This window comes from Streptomyces sp. LS-MS-L19 (assembly GCF_058382285.1).
Map to the genome: position 1 here is coordinate 9,802,059 of NZ_JBYCLL010000001.1, position 12,188 is coordinate 9,814,246.

Sequence of the window (12,188 nt, forward strand, 5' to 3'; positions counted from 1 at the left end):
TAACAAAAATGAAGTCAGTTCAGTAGATGGCTGCGAGGTGGTGACCGTGCATGGGCGGTGAACACACGAGGCGCTTCGACGGGCGGATCGCGCTCGTCACCGGAGCGGGATCCGGTATCGGCGCGGCGGTCGCCCGGCGACTGGCCGCGCAGGGTGCCGAGGTCTTCGCCGCGGACCTCGACGGCCCGGCCGTCGACGCCGTCGCGAAGGAGCTGCCGCGAGGGCACGCCCTGACCGTCGACGTCGCCGAACCGGCCCAGGTGGACCGGGCTTTCGAGGAGGTCGTACGGCGGCACGGGCGGCTCGACGTGGTGGTGCACGCCGCCGGAGTCGACGACCCCGTGGCCAAGGAGTGGATCGCCGAGGCGCTGGTCGCGGACCGGCCGCCGGAGGTGACGGGGCGGCTCGGTGACGATGCCTGGCGGCGGGTCATGCGGGTCAACCTGGACGGCACCTTCCACGTCCTGCGTGCCGCGCTACGGGTCATGGTGCCGCGGCGGGCCGGTGCCGTCGTCACCGTCGGATCGTCATCCGCCTTCGACGCTCAGGCGGGTTATCCGCACTACGCGGCCTCGAAAGCGGGGGCGCACGCGCTGAGCCAGTCCGTCGCCAAGGAGGCGATCGCGTACGGGGTCAGGGTCAACACGGTGGCGCCGGGGCCGACGGAGACGGGGATGGCGGCGCGGACGCCTGCGGCGCTTCGGCAGGGGTTTGCTGATCCTCGGGTTCGTGCTTATGCCACTCCGGAGGAGATCGCCGATGTTGCTCTGTTTCTGGCGAGTGAGGAGGCGGCGAATGTGGTGGGGGCGGTTCTGCTTGCCAATGGGGGGCGGTTCACCGTTTGAGGCTGCGGGGCCGTTGTGGCTGGTCGCGCCCACGCGGCGGAGCCGCATATAGATACAGCCCCGCGCCCCTGGCGGGGTGCAGTCGAGGGAGGTTTTGATGTTTCGGCTTGATGCTGATCCCGCTTTGCTGGTGGAGACCGAGGAACAGGGGCAACTGCGGGCGGTTCTACGGGACTTGCTTGCCGAGGATCCGCGGGGTGACGAGCAGGGGCTCTGGCAGCGGCTCGCCGGCGAGATCGGGGTGCATGGGCTTACCGTGCCCGAGAAGTACGGCGGCTCCGGGTACACCTTTGCCGAACTCGCCGTCGTGCTCCAGGAGATGGGGCGGGTGGTGTGTCCGGCACCGCTGCTGAGCACCGTCGTTCTCGCCGGGTACGCGCTGCTGGACAGTGGTGATCAGCGGGCCTGTGAGCGGTGGTTGCCCGGGATCGCCTCCGGCGGGCTCACCGCCACCGTTGCCGGCATGCTGCATCCGGCCGCTGTGACGGCCGAGCGCGGGCCGGACGGCTGGGTGCTGCGCGGCGAGGCCGACTTCGTGCCCGACGGGGAAGGCTCTGATCTGCTGCTGGTCATGGCCCGCGCGCCGGACGGTGAGCGGGTGTTCGCCTGCGAACCGGACGATGCGACCTGCGAGCGCACGGCCCGGCGGGTGCTCGATCCCACGCGCCCCCAGGCGCTCGTCCGCCTCCGGGGAGCGCCCGCCGAACCGATCACCGAGCCCGAGCGGACGTCGGAGGTCATCGACGGTGTCCTCGACGCGGGGCGGGTGGCGGTGGCCGCCGAGCACGTCGGCGGCAGTGCGCACGCCCTGGACGCCGTGCTCACTCATGTGACGCAGCGGACGCAGTTCGGGCGTGCCATCGGCTCGTTCCAGGCCGTCAAGCACCGGCTGGCCGACCTGCTCGTCGAGGTCGAGGGGGCGCGGTCGGCGTCGGCGTACGCGAGCGCCTGTCTCGCCGGACGGGCGGCGGAGCTTGCGGTGGCCGCGAGTGCGGCGGCGGTGGCCTGCACCGGTGCCCACCGGCTCGCCACCACCGAATACGTCCAGCTCCACGGGGGGATCGGCTTCACCTGGGAGCACTCCGCCCATCGCTATCTGCGCCGGGCCCGTGCCGACGAGGCGCTGTTCGGCACGGCCGACGACCACCGTCTGCGCCTGGCCGGCCTGCTCGGCCTCACGGGCCGCACCGACTGACCGCGGACAGGTCGTCCGGAGCGGATTCCGTTTCCCGGTCCATTGACAGGGGCATCCACTAGCCACAGAATCGAACTCAATTCAGTTCAGTTTGGAGGAGCTCATGGCAGTCGAGGACGAGATCCAGTTCGAGCGGGACGGGCATGTCGCGCGGGTCTGGCTGAACCGGCCGCACAAGAAGAACTGCGTGACCGTGCCGATCCTCAATCGGCTGGACGAGATCATCACCGAGGTCGACGCGGACCCCGAGCTGCGCGTGCTGGTGCTGCGCGGGCGGGGCAACACCTTCTGCTCCGGGTTCGACCTGGACAGCCTCAAGGCCGAGTTCGTCGGCAGGTCCAACGCGATCGACGTCGCCGTGCTCTCCGCGAAGGTCTGCGACCGGCTCTACTCGATGAAGACCCCGTCGATCGCCGTCCTGGAGGGGCATGTCACCGCGGGCGGCTTCGAGTTGATGATCTCCTGCGACTTCGCGATCGCCGCGGACGACGCACTGATCGGCGACTTCCACATCAGGCGCGCGCTGTTCGGCGGCGCGGGACCGATCTACCGGGTGCCCCGCATGATCGGCGTCCGCAAGACCAAGGAGCTGATGCTCACCGGCAAGCTGCTCACCGGCGTCGAGGCCGCCGAGTTCGACCTCATCAACGCCTCGGCCCCGGCCGACAAACTCGACGCCACGGTCGAGGAGTTCGCCGACCAGCTCATCGACAAGAGCCCGTTCACCATGTGGATCACCAAGATGACCATCGACCGCAGCCTCGACGCCGACATCCAGTCGCTGATGGTCATGGAGCACCTCGCGGTCGGCGTGATGCTCAACTCCGAGGACGCGGCGGAGGGTGTGTCGGCGTTCCTGGAGAAGCGGGAGCCGCAGTGGAAGGGCCGCTGACCGCGGTGCCGGGGACCGGGAGCCCGCTGCGCGGCTCCCGGTGCGCCGACTGCGCGGTGGCCGCCTACCCCGCCGACCCGGCGTGTCCGCGCTGCGGAGGTCCGGCCGAGCCGGTCGTGCTCTCCGGTACGGGCACGCTCTGGACCTGGACCGTGCAGCGGTACGCACCCAAGTCGCCGCCGTACGTCCCACCCGCCGCCGGATTCACGCCGTTCACCGTCGGATACGTCGAACTCCCCGAAGGAGTGCGTGTGTTGGCGGTCCTCGACGTCCGGCCCGAGGACGCGGAGATCGGCATGCCGGTCACCGTGACGGCCGGGGACGGCGTGCCCAGGGCCGCGGGGGCCGCCGTATGAGCAAGGAAGACGTGCTCGTCTGCGGGGCCGGGATCACCTCCTTCGCCCGGACGGAGGCGAGCGGCCGGCAACTGGCCGTCGAGGCCGTCCGGGCCGCACTCGCCGACGCCGGACTGCCGTGGTCCCGGGTGCGGGCCGCGTACGGCGGCAGCGACGCCGCCGGGAACGCCGACACGCTGGTCGCCGAACTCGGGCTGACGGGAGTGCCGTTCACCAATGTGCGCAACGGCTGCGCGACCGGCGGCAGCGCACTGGTCTCGGCGGTCAACGCGATCCGCTCCGGCGCCGCGGACGTGGCCATCGCCGTCGGGTTCGACAAGCATCCGCGCGGCGCCTTCGACCCGCGGCCCGCCGACTGGGGGCTGGATGAGGCCTACGGCCGCGACGGGCTGATGGTGACCACCCAGTTCTTCGCCATGAAGATCCAGCGGTACATGCACGACCACGGCATCAGCGACCGCACCCTCGCCCTGGTCGCCGAGAAGGCGTACGCGAACGGCGTGCTCAACCCGCACGCCTGGCGGCGCAAGTCGCTCGACGCGGACGAGATCCTGGCGTCCGGCATGGTCAACGACCCCCTGACGCGGTACATGTTCTGCTCGCCCGGGCAGGGTGCGGTCGCCCTGATCCTGTGCAGCCGCGCGGTGGCCCGCGAGCTGAGCGGGACCCCTGTCGCACTGCGGGCGGCCGTCGTACGGACCCGCCGCTTCGGCTCCTTCGAGGTGTTCAGCCCATGGGCGCCCACGGGATCGCCGACGAGTGTCAGCGCGGACGCCGCCCAAGGCGCCTTCGAGGAAGCCGGGTTGGGGCCGCGTGACATCGACGTGTGCCAGTTGCAGGACACCGAGAGCGGCGCCGAGGTGATGCACCTGGCCGAGTGCGGGTTCTGCGAGCACGGCGAGCAGGAGTCCCTCATCCCGTTCGGGGCGACCAGGATCGACGGCCTGCTGCCGGTCAACACCGACGGCGGATGCATCGCCAACGGGGAGCCCATCGGCGCCTCCGGACTGCGTCAGGTCCACGAGGTGGTCCAGCAGCTGCGGGGCCGGGCGGGCGAACGGCAGGTACCGGGCGATCCGTCGACGGGCTTCACCCATGTGTACGGGGCGCCGGGCGTCAGCGCCTGCACGGTGCTGACCCGCTGAGAGACCCGCTGAGAGGAGGAAGGGCCATGGACGCCATACCCGGACCGGACGAGTTCCGCTCCGGAGCCCGCCACTGGTTGGAAGGCGTGGCCCCGGCTCGCACCGCACACGAGGAGTGGGGCCGCGGCGACGACTCGGTGGCCGTCTTCGAGAACTGGACCGAGGCCGAGGAACGCACCCACACCGACCGGGCACGGGACTGGGAACGCACCCGCCACGACCAGGGCTGGGGCGCGCTCGCCTGGCCACCGGAGTACGGGGGCCGCGAACTCCCCGCCCACTACGAGCAGTTGTACCGGGCCGAGGAAGCCGCCTTCGACGTGCCCAGGCGCACCGAGATCTTCCCGGTCACCCAGCAGCTCGTCGCCCCCGCCATCCGCATCTGGGGCACGGAGGAGCAGAAGCGGCGCTGGCTTCGCCCCATGCTCCGCACCGACGAACTCGCCTGCCAGCTGTTCTCCGAGACGGAAGCGGGCTCCGACCTCGCCGCCGTCCGCACCCGGGCCGTACGCGAGGACGACGGCTGGCGGCTGCGCGGCCACAAGATCTGGACCTCGGGCGCCCGGGTGGCCACCTGGGGCGTGGCCGTCTGCCGCACCGACCCCGAAGTGCCCAAACACGCGGGCATCACGGTCTTCCTGGTCCGGATGGACGCCCCGGGCGTCACCGTACGGCCCATCCGGCAGATGACCGGCGGCGCCAGCTTCAACGAGGTCTACCTGGACGACGTCCACGTCCCCGACACCGACCGGCTGGGCCCCGTCGGCGAGGGCTGGCGCGTCACCCTCACCGTGCTCGCCGCCGAACGCCTCGACTCCGGCGGCCTCGGCCTGGACAACGCCGACCGCGCCCTCGACCTGGCCCGGCACCTGCCCCGCCCGCTCACCGGCGGCGAACGGCAGCAGGCCGCCGACCTCTACGTCCGCACCCTGGTCCAGCGGCTCACCGGGCTACGGGTCACGGCGGCCCTGGTCGCCGGTCGCGAGCCCGGCGCCGAGGCCTCGGTCGGCAAGCTCCACGCCACCGCGACCATGCGGGCCACCACCGACCTCGTCCAGCAGCTCCTCGGTCCGCGACTGGCTGCAGACACGGGGGAGTGGGGCACGTTCGCCTGGACCGAGCACCTCCTCGGCGCCCCCGGCTACCGGATCGCCGGCGGCAGCGACGAGATCCAGCACAACATCCTCGCCGAGCGCGTGCTGAAACTGCCCAAGGAGCCGAAGGGAGCGGTCAGTTGAGCACCACGACCGAAGTGGCCGAGCTCGGGCGGCGGGTCCGCGAACGGCTCGCCGAGCGACACCCGGGCGCGCCCGTCGGCGACCTGCGCACCCTTCCTGGCGGCCACTCCGGGCTCACCTACTCCATCGCCGCGGGCCCGGCCTCGTACGTCATCAAGGCGGTGCCGCCGGGCCGCCGTGCCGTCGGCCGCAACGACGTGCTGCGCCAGGCCCGGGTCCTGCGCGCGCTCGCCCGATCGGAGGTGCCCGTGCCGGGCGTCCTGGCCGTCGACGAACGCGAACCGGCTTGGTTCGCCATGGAGTTCGTGGACGGCGAGGCGATCGAGCCGGTCCTCGACGAGCACCGGCTCGACCCCGGCCTGTGCCGCACCCGGATGCTGGCCCTGGCCCCGGTGCTGCGCGAACTGCACGCGACGCCGACCCCGGAGACCTCCGAACCACTGGGCCCGGCGGGGGAGTTGGACCGATGGGGCCGCACCATGCGGGCGGTGCCGCCGGAACTCCGCCCCGGATCCGAGGACCTGCTGCACACCCTGGCCGCCCGCGTCCCTGACAGCGTGCCCGCCACCCTCACCCACGGCGACTTCCGCCTCGGCAACGTCCTGTGCCAGGGTGTACGACCGGCCGCCGTCGTCGACTGGGAGATCTGGGGATACGGCGATCCGCGCATCGACCTCGCCTGGTTCCTCCTCTTCGCCGACCACCGCAACTTCCCCGAGCTCGGCCGCGACATTCCCGGCCTGCCCGGCGAGGCGGAACTGCTCGCCGCCTATCTGGACGGCCGCTCCGCGCCCACGGACCTCGACTGGTTCCGGGCCCTGGCCCGCACCAAGATGGCCGCGATCATGGGCCACAACCTGCGCCGGCACCGAGAGGGCACCCACCACGACCCGGACCAGGAGCGGCTGCCGCCGACCATCGCGGCGATGATCCGCACGGCCCGCGACCTCCTCGCCCGACGGCCCTGAAGGAGCACGACCATGGATTTCGCACTCTCCCCGAGGGCTGAGGAACTCCGCTCGCGGATGGCCGCGTTCATGGAGGAGTACGTCCTGCCCGCCGAGCCCGTCTACGACCGACAGCTCGCAGCAGCCGACGACCCCCACGAACTACCGCCCATCATGAGCGAGTTGCAGGAGAAGGCACGCGCCGAAGGCCTGTGGAACCTCTTCCTCGCACACGGCGACCGGGGCGCGGGCCTCAGCAACCTCGAATACGCTCCCCTCGCCGAGCTGGCGGGACGCTCGATCATCGGCCCCGAGGTCTTCAACTGCTCCGCCCCCGACACCGGCAACATGGAACTGCTCTCCCTCTTCGGCACCCCCGAGCAGCAGGACCGCTGGCTGCGCCCCCTACTCACCGCCGACATCCGGTCCTGCTTCGCCATGACCGAACCCGAGGTCGCCAGCTCCGACGCCCGCAACATCCGCACCCGGATCACGCGCGACGGCGACGAGTACGTCGTCAACGGGCACAAGTGGTACACGTCCGGCATCCTCGACCCCGACTGCAAGCTGATCATCCTGATGGGTGTCACCGACCCGGACGCACCCACCTACCGGCAGCAGAGCATGCTGCTGATTCCCCGCGACACACCCGGCATCACCGTGCTGCGCGACCTGCCGATGTTCGGCTACACCGACCGCTGCGGCCACGGCGACGTGCTCTTCGAGGACGTGCGCGTGCCCGCCTCGGCGCTGCTCGGCGGTGAGGGCGAGGGATTCGCCCTGGCGCAGGGGCGGTTGGGACCCGGGCGCATGCACTACGCCATGCGGGCGGTCGGATTCGCCGAACGGGCCATGGAGTTGATGTGCCGGCGCACCCTGACCCGCACCGCCTTCGGCGGCAGGCTCGCCGAGCGGGGCGTCGTGCGGGAGTGGATCGCCCGCAGCCGGATCGAGATCGAGCAACTGCGGCTGCTGGTCCTCAAGTCGGCCTGGCTGATGGACACCCAGGGCAACGCGGCCGCCCGCACCGACGTCGCCGCGATCAAGGTGGCCGCCCTGGAGGTGGCCCACAAGGTGGTCGACCGGGCGGTGCAGGCGCACGGGGCCGCGGGGGTCAGCGACGACACCGTACTGGCGCGGCTGTACGCGATCACCCGGGCGCTGCGGATCGCGGACGGTCCCGACGAGGTGCATCTGCGGACGGTCGCCCGGCGTGAACTGGCCAAGTACCCGGAGGAGTCGGCGTGAACGGGCAGCAACTGGAGGGCCGGGTGGCCCTGATCACGGGTGGCTCCCGGGGCATCGGACTCGGTATCGCCCAGGCATACCGGGAGGCCGGCGCCCATGTCGTCATTGCCTCCCGCAAGGCGGACGGACTGGCCGCGGCACGCGAGGAACTGCTGCGGATCAAGGGCGACGGCGAGGTCCACGAGGTGGTCGCCAACGTCGGGGAGCCCGAGGACGCCGAGCGCTGCGTCGAGGAGACCGTGGCCCGCCTCGGCCGACTCGACGTCCTGGTCAACAACGCGGCCACCAACCCGTACATGGGCGACCTCCTCGACCTCGACCTGCCGCGCGCGGAGAAGACCGTACGGGTCAACCAGTACGGCATGGTCGCCTGGACCCGGTGCGCCTGGCGGGCGTGGATGAGGGAGCACGGGGGAGCGGTCGTCAACATCGCCTCCGTCGGAGGACTCGTCGTCGACCCCCACATCGGCTGGTACAACGCCACCAAGGCGGCCATGCTGCACATGACCCGCCAACTCGCCTACGAACTCGGGCCGATGGCACGCGTGAACGCCATCGCACCGGGCCTGATCAAGACCGAGCTGGCCCGGGCCGTCTGGGAGCCGAGGGAGCCGATCCTGACCGCGAGGCTGCCGCTGCGCAGACTCGGCACGGTGGAGGACGTGGCGCACGCGGCGGTCTTCCTGGCGTCCGAGGCCTCGTCCTGGATGACCGGGCAGACGCTGGTCCTGGACGGCGGGGCGACCGTACTGCCGATCGGGGTGGAGGCGTGACGGCGGCCGCTGAGCTGTTCTCCCTGCACGGGCGGACCGCCGTGGTCACCGGGGCGTCGTCCGGGCTCGGGGCCCGCTTCGCCCTGGTGCTCGCGTCGGCAGGGGCCACCGTCCTCGCCGCGGCGCGGAGACTGGAGAAGCTCAAGGAACTCGCCGACGACAACCCTCGTATCCATCCCGTCGTCTGCGATGTCTCACGGGACGAGGACCGGGTGCGGCTGATGGAGACGGCGCTCGACGAGACCGGCCGGATCGACGTCCTCGTCAACAACGCCGGCGCACCCGGTGCCGTACGGGCCGAGGACGAGAGCGCCGAGGACTTCGCAGGAGTGCTGGACGTGAACCTGGTGGCAGCCTTCCGACTCGCGCGGCTGCTCGCGGAGGCGCCGGTGCCCGGGGGCGGTCGTACGCGATCCGTCGTGAACGTCTCGTCCGTCCTCGGACTCGTCTCCGGCGCCCCGCTGGGCGGCGCGGCCTACGCGGCGTCGAAGGCCGGGCTCCTCGGGCTGACCCGGGAACTGGCGGGACAGTGGGGGCGGTCCGGGGTGCGGGTCAACGCGCTCGCGCCCGGCTGGTTCCGCTCGGAGATGACGGACGGACTGTTCCGCGACGAGCGCTCGCGGCGCTGGGTCGAACGCGGCACCATGCTGGGGCGCGGCGGCGAGCCCGGGGAACTCGACGGGGCACTGCTGTATCTGGCCTCGGACGCTTCGTCGTACTGCACCGGGCAGGTGCTCACCGTGGACGGTGGGTGGACGGCGCGATGAGGGTCACGGTGGAGGTCGACGGCGACGGGCTGGCGCGGGTCGAGTTGTGCCGCGGCGGGGGCAACGCGATCGATCTCGCGATGGCACGGGCGCTGCGGGAGGCGGCGTGGGAGTGCGAGAAGGCACGGGCCCGTGCGGTGCTGCTCACCGCGCGGGGGCGGTCGTTCTGTGTCGGCGGGGACCTGAAGGAGTTCGCCACGCTGTCGGGGGAACACCTGGCAGGGCACCTCACCGAGGTGACGGACGCGCTCCATGGCGCACTGCGGATCCTCGCCGGTCTGGACGCGCCGCTGGTGGTCGCCGCTCAGGGGGCTGTCGCCGGGGCGGGGCTCGGGCTCGTGGCGGCGGCGGACGTGAGTCTCGCGGCGACCGACGCCGGTTTCTCGGCCGCGTACACCGCGATCGGGTACACACCGGACGCCGGGGTCAGCTGGTCGTTGCCCCGGCTGGTCGGGCCGCGGCGGGCGGTGGACCTGCTGCTGACCAACCGGCGCGTCACGGCGGTCGAGGCGTTGCGGATCGGGCTGGTGAGCCGGCTCGTCCCGCCCGAGGAACTGGCCGAGGAGGCCGTACGCACGGCCGGCGCGCTGGCGCGCGGAGCCACGGCGGCGTACGGCGTGACCCGCCGGCTGGTCGGTCGGGCGCTCTCGTCCGACCTGGACGAGCACCTCGACACCGAGGCTCGCCACCTGGCCGCGGCCGCGGCGTCGGCGGAGGGGAGAGAGGGCGTGGCGGCGTTCCTGGCGGGCCGCAGGGCGGACTTCGGCGGGCTCGAGGTGGGGACGGGTGCCACGGTTTCCGCAGGCTCGCCGGGCGATCAGCCAGGTGCCCCGACGCGACCCACAGCCCCGTGAGCGACCCGCCCGATCTCCGATTCGTACCCGACTTGAACTTGGGTCTACTCTCGGACGACCGTACGGTGATCGGTACCGTCCGTGGAGAAGAGGGAGACAGACCATGGCAAGGGCACGGATCGTGGATCCGGAGGAGGGGCCCAGGTCGAAGCGCGGCGCGATCCTCGTGGCCGCCGTGGAGCGGTTCGGGGAGGACGGCTACGAGAACACCAAGTGGTCGGAGGTGGCCGACCGGGTGGGCATCGGGCAGACCGCGCTGTACCACTACTTCGAGTCCAAGGCCCACTGCCTGCTCACCATCATGCGCCTCGAACTGCAGCGCTCGCACGACCAGTTCGTCGAGGCAACGGAGAACGCGACGGAACCCGTGGACGAACTGCGGGCGGCGGTCCGGGCCGCCTTCGCGGTCACCGAGCAGGAGATCCGCCAGATGCGCATCCTGCAGGCCAACATGTCCCTGCTCGCCACCCCGCGGAAGTCCAAGCGCGAGGAGACCGAGCGCGTCGCGGCCCGCCAGCTGGTCCAGATGGTCGAGCGGGACTGGACGAGCCTGCTGATGCGCGGCATGTCCAAGGGCGGCTTCCCGGTACGGGACGCACACACCCTCGGCCTCGCCGTCCTCGGCATGATCGTCAGCGTCTGGCGCTGGTACCGGCCGTCCGGCGCGATCCCGCTGTCCGAGATCAGCGAGATGATCGAGGGGTGTGTGGTGCGGATGGTCGCGGAGTAGCCCCGCTCCACCAGGTCAGGCCCTGCCTCTTGTCGGCGGCAGGGCAGTGGCCTTACAGTCAAACTGAACTGAACTCAGGTTGTTTGATGCTATGAGAACTCATGGCGCCGAGGGAGAGCGATCGGCAATGGTGCTGCGCGAATACATGGCCCGAATGGACGGCCAGGACCCGGAAAAGGCCCTCGAACTCCTGGAACCCGACTTCCGGTTCCTGATCGCCCTGCCGAGCGGGCAGCGGACCGGCACGTCCCGCGAAGACTTCGCCGGCTATATCGCCGGACGGCACGCGGTGGACCGTAGGCATGAGATCGTGCGCTACTCGGTCGACGGCGACGTCGAGACGGCGTACGGCTTCGTCGTCGACCAGGGGGTGACCACGGGGGCCTTCCTCTCCGCCGTACGGATCTCGCCCGCCGGGCTGATGGCCGGCTACCAGTCGTTCTTCACCCCGGACTTCGACCTCGTGGACCGGCCGTGAGCGCCCCCGCCGCGTCCGCGGCGCCGTTCCTGACCACCTGGTTCGGAATCCTGGACAGCGCCGAAGCCGACCGGATCCTTGACCTGATCAGCGACGACTTCTCCTTCTCCATCCTCTTCTCCACCGGGGGCGACACCGGCACCGACTTCCACGGCGGCCGCGCCGAGATGGAGGGCTACCTCGCCCAGCGCGAGGTGGGCACCCGCACCCACCACCTGCTCACCGGGTCCACCGTCGGCCGGGACGAGCTGTACCTCGGCGAGGTGCGCAGGGCGGGCGTACCGGAGGCCACGTTCGTGGCCTCGGCCCGGCTCGACGGGGAGGGCCGGGTACGGCGGCTGATGATCGGGCGCTCGCCCGCGGTCCTGTTCACCTGAGCCCGAGGAGGAGCTGTGTACAACCTGATCCTGCTGGCCGCCCGGCCGCCCGAGTGGACCCACGAACGGTTCATCGACTGGTGGCGGGGCGAACACGCCGAGCTCACCCGGCAGCTGCCGGGGCTGAGGGCCTGGCGGCACACCGACATCGACGGGGCCCTCGAACCGCGCTCGGAGGGCTGGGACGGCGTCTCCGTCCTGAGCTTCGACACCCCTGAGGACCTGCGCAAGGCGCTGAAGAGCCCGGAATGGGCGGCGGCCGTCGCCCAGGTCGGCGACATGCGGGGACGCCGGATCGCCGTCATGGGCGGCGAGGCGGAGATGTACGCGGGCTGAGCACACC

General features: G+C 71.5%; 15 protein-coding genes. All 15 read left to right on the forward strand.

Annotation, left to right across the window (positions count from 1 at the left end; genetic code table 11):
* The first annotated feature begins 50 nt into the window (after positions 1-50).
* The 15 genes from AC2XR2_RS43805 (at position 51) to AC2XR2_RS43875 (ending at position 12,181) form a co-directional block, all read left to right on the forward strand.
* Positions 51-845: an SDR family NAD(P)-dependent oxidoreductase gene (locus AC2XR2_RS43805; protein ID WP_491518291.1), complete on the forward strand. Its 795-nt coding sequence runs from the start codon at positions 51-53 to the stop codon at positions 843-845.
* A 97-nt stretch (positions 846-942) separates the two neighbouring features.
* The gene (locus tag AC2XR2_RS43810) at positions 943-2,040 is read left to right on the forward strand and encodes an acyl-CoA dehydrogenase family protein (protein WP_491518292.1); all 1,098 of its coding nucleotides are present in this window, start codon (positions 943-945) and stop codon (positions 2,038-2,040) included.
* Positions 2,041-2,143: 103 nt separating this feature from the next.
* Positions 2,144-2,932 carry an enoyl-CoA hydratase/isomerase family protein gene (locus AC2XR2_RS43815; protein ID WP_383538830.1) on the forward strand — a complete coding sequence of 263 codons (789 nt, stop codon included), beginning with the start codon at positions 2,144-2,146 and terminating at the stop codon, positions 2,930-2,932.
* Entirely contained in the window at positions 2,917-3,288 is a 372-nt protein-coding gene (locus AC2XR2_RS43820) for a Zn-ribbon domain-containing OB-fold protein (RefSeq protein WP_491518293.1), read from the forward strand. The genes AC2XR2_RS43815 and AC2XR2_RS43820 overlap by 16 nt, the downstream gene beginning before the upstream one ends.
* Positions 3,285-4,433 (forward strand): thiolase family protein, encoded by a 1,149-nt coding sequence (locus AC2XR2_RS43825; RefSeq protein ID WP_491518294.1) that lies wholly within the window; start codon positions 3,285-3,287, stop codon positions 4,431-4,433. Before AC2XR2_RS43820 ends, AC2XR2_RS43825 begins: the two co-directional genes overlap by 4 nt.
* Before the next feature lie 26 nt (positions 4,434-4,459).
* Positions 4,460-5,671 carry an acyl-CoA dehydrogenase family protein gene (locus AC2XR2_RS43830; RefSeq protein WP_491518295.1) on the forward strand — a complete coding sequence of 404 codons (1,212 nt, stop codon included), beginning with the start codon at positions 4,460-4,462 and terminating at the stop codon, positions 5,669-5,671.
* Positions 5,668-6,639 carry a phosphotransferase family protein gene (locus tag AC2XR2_RS43835; RefSeq protein ID WP_491518296.1) on the forward strand — a complete coding sequence of 324 codons (972 nt, stop codon included), beginning with the start codon at positions 5,668-5,670 and terminating at the stop codon, positions 6,637-6,639. Before AC2XR2_RS43830 ends, AC2XR2_RS43835 begins: the two co-directional genes overlap by 4 nt.
* Before the next feature lie 12 nt (positions 6,640-6,651).
* Complete coding sequence (locus AC2XR2_RS43840; RefSeq protein ID WP_491518297.1) at positions 6,652-7,866, forward strand: acyl-CoA dehydrogenase family protein; 1,215 nt, start codon at positions 6,652-6,654, stop codon at positions 7,864-7,866.
* Positions 7,863-8,639, forward strand: coding sequence for an SDR family oxidoreductase (locus AC2XR2_RS43845; RefSeq protein WP_491518298.1), 777 nt, complete (start codon positions 7,863-7,865; stop codon positions 8,637-8,639). The genes AC2XR2_RS43840 and AC2XR2_RS43845 overlap by 4 nt, the downstream gene beginning before the upstream one ends.
* Positions 8,636-9,406: an SDR family NAD(P)-dependent oxidoreductase gene (locus AC2XR2_RS43850; protein ID WP_491518299.1), complete on the forward strand. Its 771-nt coding sequence runs from the start codon at positions 8,636-8,638 to the stop codon at positions 9,404-9,406. Before AC2XR2_RS43845 ends, AC2XR2_RS43850 begins: the two co-directional genes overlap by 4 nt.
* On the forward strand, positions 9,403-10,260 hold the full coding sequence (locus AC2XR2_RS43855) for an enoyl-CoA hydratase/isomerase family protein (RefSeq protein ID WP_491518300.1): 858 nt from the start codon (positions 9,403-9,405) through the stop codon (positions 10,258-10,260). Before AC2XR2_RS43850 ends, AC2XR2_RS43855 begins: the two co-directional genes overlap by 4 nt.
* Positions 10,261-10,363: 103 nt before the next feature.
* Positions 10,364-10,990 (forward strand): TetR/AcrR family transcriptional regulator, encoded by a 627-nt coding sequence (locus AC2XR2_RS43860; RefSeq protein WP_491518301.1) that lies wholly within the window; start codon positions 10,364-10,366, stop codon positions 10,988-10,990.
* A 127-nt stretch (positions 10,991-11,117) separates the two neighbouring features.
* Positions 11,118-11,468: a nuclear transport factor 2 family protein gene (locus AC2XR2_RS43865; protein WP_491518302.1), complete on the forward strand. Its 351-nt coding sequence runs from the start codon at positions 11,118-11,120 to the stop codon at positions 11,466-11,468.
* Positions 11,465-11,845 (forward strand): hypothetical protein, encoded by a 381-nt coding sequence (locus tag AC2XR2_RS43870; protein WP_491518303.1) that lies wholly within the window; start codon positions 11,465-11,467, stop codon positions 11,843-11,845. The genes AC2XR2_RS43865 and AC2XR2_RS43870 overlap by 4 nt, the downstream gene beginning before the upstream one ends.
* Before the next feature lie 15 nt (positions 11,846-11,860).
* Positions 11,861-12,181, forward strand: coding sequence for an EthD family reductase (locus AC2XR2_RS43875; RefSeq protein ID WP_391198807.1), 321 nt, complete (start codon positions 11,861-11,863; stop codon positions 12,179-12,181).
* The last annotated feature ends 7 nt before the right edge of the window (positions 12,182-12,188 follow it).

What these genes read in the sequence shown, in the direction of transcription:
- AC2XR2_RS43805 (WP_491518291.1), top strand. Translation starts at nt 51, where the DNA reads ATGGGCGGTGAACACACGAGGCGCTTCGACGGGCGGATCGCGCTCGTC.
- AC2XR2_RS43810 (WP_491518292.1), top strand. Translation starts at nt 943, where the DNA reads ATGTTTCGGCTTGATGCTGATCCCGCTTTGCTGGTGGAGACCGAGGAA.
- AC2XR2_RS43815 (WP_383538830.1), top strand. Translation starts at nt 2,144, where the DNA reads ATGGCAGTCGAGGACGAGATCCAGTTCGAGCGGGACGGGCATGTCGCG.
- AC2XR2_RS43825 (WP_491518294.1), top strand. Translation starts at nt 3,285, where the DNA reads ATGAGCAAGGAAGACGTGCTCGTCTGCGGGGCCGGGATCACCTCCTTC.
- AC2XR2_RS43830 (WP_491518295.1), top strand. Translation starts at nt 4,460, where the DNA reads ATGGACGCCATACCCGGACCGGACGAGTTCCGCTCCGGAGCCCGCCAC.
- AC2XR2_RS43840 (WP_491518297.1), top strand. Translation starts at nt 6,652, where the DNA reads ATGGATTTCGCACTCTCCCCGAGGGCTGAGGAACTCCGCTCGCGGATG.
- AC2XR2_RS43855 (WP_491518300.1), top strand. Translation starts at nt 9,403, where the DNA reads ATGAGGGTCACGGTGGAGGTCGACGGCGACGGGCTGGCGCGGGTCGAG.
- AC2XR2_RS43860 (WP_491518301.1), top strand. Translation starts at nt 10,364, where the DNA reads ATGGCAAGGGCACGGATCGTGGATCCGGAGGAGGGGCCCAGGTCGAAG.
- AC2XR2_RS43865 (WP_491518302.1), top strand. Translation starts at nt 11,118, where the DNA reads ATGGTGCTGCGCGAATACATGGCCCGAATGGACGGCCAGGACCCGGAA.